Source organism: Bacteroides sp. RTP31139st1_H2_RTP31139_211217 (assembly GCF_040227615.1).
Lineage (GTDB): Bacteria > Bacteroidota > Bacteroidia > Bacteroidales > Bacteroidaceae > Bacteroides > Bacteroides uniformis.
This window is the reverse complement of record NZ_JBCNZM010000191.1, coordinates 1-3238: the sequence shown is the minus strand read 5'-3', so window position 1 is coordinate 3238 and position 3238 is coordinate 1. Positions and strand designations below refer to the sequence as shown.

The following is a 3238-nucleotide window of genomic DNA, read 5'->3' as shown; positions in this document are numbered from 1 at the left end:
CGTATCATTTTCCATCCCAACTGGGTCTTCATCCGGAATTCCCGTCTTTCCCTCGGCCCGCTCCTTTCGCAGCGTTTCCGGTCGCAACATATCGTGAGGGAAATATCGGCTAAGCGGATAACGGTAGAAATCCATCCCGCTGTTCAGCCTCGCCACCAGCGACTTATCCGGACGAAAATAGACACGGGATAAGCGTACCTTGCCCGGCATCACATCGTCGGGATGCTCAAACCCGTCACTCGTCACCGCCACATGGAAGGAACCCAGCCCCTTAATGGTCACCGACTCTCCCTCCATCAGCGCTTCCTCTATAAACTTCGGCAAATCTATCAATACACTCTGCACGTCTCCCGAACTCATCCCTTTTCTGGATGCCATACGCTGCGCCAGCAGCTCTGCCGTCACACCTCCACGCCGCTGTAACACACGCTGCACAGCATAATAGAGTTGCTTCACCCCTTCTGCCGTGCGGAAAACCTTCTTTCGAACCAAATAGACTATACTCATACTCTTTTCACAATGAACATAATGTTTCTTACTGCAACCAGACTGCTGACACCCCACCCGAAGGTTACTTCCCCTAAACAGAAAGCCAGTTTCCATACGGCCGGACAGCTATTCCCCAACATGCACGAGATGCACATCTCATGCAGTTCGAGACATACATCTCAACACACGCGAGATGTGCATCTCATACAGCAAAGGTAATCATATTCCACCTGATATACAAATATCTTTCATGTATCGGGGAATAATATTCCGCACCAGCTTACTCCGGCTCTTATCATTAATTAACAATGCTGCATGCAGGGTTTTCGCAAATATGCTATTTCTATAAAAGCAAGACCTATTCCAAATGTTTAATTTAAAAGAGTACACTATGAAAATGAAGTCAATCTTTAACAAGAAAATTTTAATCGCTATTGCAACCATCAGCTCCTTAAGCCTCCAATCGTGCCTGGACGACGATGATAATTATGCCATGAGATTCCCCAATGCCCTGGTAACGGTAAAGACCGATGCAGACCAGACAGTCTTTCTGCAATTGGATGACAAGACCACTCTGCTGCCTACCAACATGACGAAATCTCCCTACGGCGAGAAGGAAGTCCGCGCTTTAGTAAACTACAAGGAAGTGGACGAGCCCAGCGATATCTACACCCAAGCTGTACATATAAACTGGATAGACAGTATCCTTACCAAACCCATCGCCCCGGATTTGGGTGAAGAGAACGATACCGTATACGGCACCGACCCGGTGGAAATAGTGAACGATTGGGTAACCATCGCAGAAGACGGTTATCTGACCCTTCGCTTTAGAACTCAGCAAGGAGACTATCAAACAAAGCACTTTGTCAATCTGCTGCTGAGCGAGAATCCGGAAAACCCGTATGAAGTAGAATTCCGCCACAATGCCAAGGGCGACATTTACGGCAGGTATGCGGACGGACTGGTTGCTTTCAAGTTGGATGCCCTGCCTGATACAGAAGGCAAGACCGTTAAATTGAAACTGAAGTGGAAATCATTTAGCGGCGAAAAATCTGCGGAATTCGATTATTGTACCCGGAAATCCGTAACGCCCGAAAGTCCGGCTATCACTTCCGTAAGAAACAGCCTAAACCTGCAATAACTTCATTCAAAGTATGCCTGCCCGCTCAAAGCCATTGCCTTGCGAAGCAGGCATACAAGTAAAAAGAGAGCAGGACACGTTGACCGAAAGCCTTGAAACTGCAAAATATAGGTTCATTCAATAAAAAAAGCACTATAAATATTTGCTATTTTAAAATAAAGCCGTACATTTGCACCCGCAATTCGGGATGTAGCTCAGCCCGGTAGAGTACGCGTCTGGGGGAAACAAAGAGCTAATTTTCAAGAACTTAATATTACTTTCAGATATAGAAGGAGTTAGAACAATCTGTTCATCTCCTTTTTCTTTTTTATATACAACTTTTCTAAAACAATCATTACAAATTAATGAAAATCGATACAAATCAACTCCGAAATAAACCATAGTATCACTTATTTTAGTACACTATAAAGTTCGGACATTCTTTAACCGCGGACAACAAAAAATGCTCTCCAATTCCCTATCAATTCCCCATAAGCAATCCCTATTTTACCAACACTTATAAATAGTATCTATTCTTACAATAGCATTCAATACAAAAAAAATGCCATTCAATATTTTCATTAAACGGCATTCTATTATATACATGAATTATAATTAGACTAATCTAACCCTTCTCCTTACCTTCACCCTCCCTTTTATTGTCAGCAAATTTCTTTGCATTCTTAATTGCATTGTCAACCATTTCATCAGTTGCTTTTTTCCTCTCTTCTTCAGTAGGAGTATGAATAATACTCATTGTACTGCAGTCATTCCACCGAGAACTAACTAATTGTTTTTCTTCTTTGCTATTCATTTCTTTTTCCAGTTTACCATGTGTAACATTCCCACTTTTAATAGAAGAATTCAACAGCTCCCAATGATTTTTATATCCTTCAATATCCTTTTTAAAGATATTATAACGTTCTCCACCAGCTTTCAATTCATATTCTTTCCTGCTTTCTACCACATATGAACTAGGAACTATATAAAAATCAGGCAGTGTAGGAGTACCTTCAATTTCAAATTTTTTATTATATATCACAAATATAACATAGTGGTTATCTTTTGCCTCCACATTACCTACGGGAATAGAATCATATTCACGAACAGATTTTACATCAATCGAGACAGCAGTTTTATCATCCCTCATTATCCAAATATCAACACTTTTCTTATTTCCCATTGTTATATAAGCCTCATAATTCAACCGATACAACATGGACAACACCAAATACTCACTAGCAATTCCAGTATTAAAGCCGTTCTTTTTAGTCGCCATAATCCTAATATTTGTTCATATTAATACTCAATACACTATACTAACACACTGTATATAGCACATTTATAGCTTATAAAGAACAAATATATTTAATCATCTTTGACTATCCAAATATTTATTACATAATCTTTTATAAAATAGCGAAAGCATAACACCACAATGAACACTAATATAAATAAAGTGCACAGTACAACACGTTCATCCTATTCCAGCCTTTATATAAACCTTACTTTCCCACGTCTTTTCTGTACCAATAGAAGATGATTTCTTAGCTTTCTCTATAATTTCGTCCATTAGTGTCCACTAAAAAATCATAGTCGTTCTTTGAAATTGTTGAAATTCAGTTTGTT

General features: G+C 40.0%; 3 protein-coding genes. 1 reads left to right on the top strand and 2 read right to left on the bottom strand.

Translation table 11 applies throughout. The features are described 5' to 3' along the window. Positions 1 to 507 (bottom strand): HU family DNA-binding protein (locus ABUA47_RS21205; RefSeq protein ID WP_349832006.1); only part of this gene is annotated, 507 nt, incomplete at its 3' end. A 373-nt stretch (positions 508 to 880) separates the two neighbouring features. On the opposite strand from ABUA47_RS21205, the gene ABUA47_RS21200 reads away from it, so the two are divergent. Continuing rightward, entirely contained in the window at positions 881 to 1630 is a 750-nt protein-coding gene (locus ABUA47_RS21200) for a NigD-like protein (RefSeq protein ID WP_008665687.1), read from the top strand. 604 nt (positions 1631 to 2234) lie between these two features. Here the strand turns inward: ABUA47_RS21200 and ABUA47_RS21195 are convergent. After that, positions 2235 to 2888, bottom strand: coding sequence for a hypothetical protein (locus ABUA47_RS21195; RefSeq protein WP_005835140.1), 654 nt, complete (start codon positions 2886 to 2888; stop codon positions 2235 to 2237). Between the last annotated feature and the right edge of the window lie 350 nt (positions 2889 to 3238).

Excerpts from the sequence above, each read along its gene's own strand:
- ABUA47_RS21200 (WP_008665687.1), top strand. The coding sequence starts at position 881 with ATGAAAATGAAGTCAATCTTTAACAAGAAAATTTTAATCGCTATTGCA.
- ABUA47_RS21195 (WP_005835140.1), bottom strand. The coding sequence starts at position 2,888 with ATGGCGACTAAAAAGAACGGCTTTAATACTGGAATTGCTAGTGAGTAT.